Source organism: Streptomyces sp. SID3343, assembly GCF_009865215.1.
Taxonomy (GTDB): domain Bacteria; phylum Actinomycetota; class Actinomycetes; order Streptomycetales; family Streptomycetaceae; genus Embleya.
In genome coordinates this window covers 1-362 of the sequence record NZ_WWJX01000413.1, presented here as the reverse complement: position 1 = coordinate 362, position 362 = coordinate 1, and the positions used below count along the sequence as shown (strand labels likewise).

The following is a 362-nucleotide window of genomic DNA, read 5'->3' as shown; positions in this document are numbered from 1 at the left end:
CCGGCGGCCCGATCGGCGCGCCGGGTCCCGAGGTTTTGCGGGCGCTCGTCGCGGCGGACGCGATTTTGGTGTCCGACTACGGCAACGGCGTCACCGCGCAGCCGACGTTGCGGGCGGCCCTGGGCGCCCGGGTGGGGCACGTGCCGGTGGTGTGGGATCCGCATCCGCGCGGAAGCGATCCCGTACCCGGGGCGACGCTGGTCACCCCCAATCACGCGGAGGCCGCCCGGGCCGTCGGCGCGGCGGCTCGGATCGAAGCCGCCGACGACGTGCGGGCCACCGCCGACGCGGCGGCCGAGTTGTGTGGGAAGTGGTCGGCGCGGGCGGTGTGCGTGACTCTCGGCGCCCGGGGGGCGTTGCTC

General features: G+C 76.8%; 1 protein-coding gene. It reads left to right on the top strand.

The window, feature by feature from the left end; translation table 11 throughout:
• Positions 1 to 362 (top strand): PfkB family carbohydrate kinase (locus tag GT354_RS13485; RefSeq protein ID WP_237534754.1); only part of this gene is annotated, 362 nt, incomplete at both ends.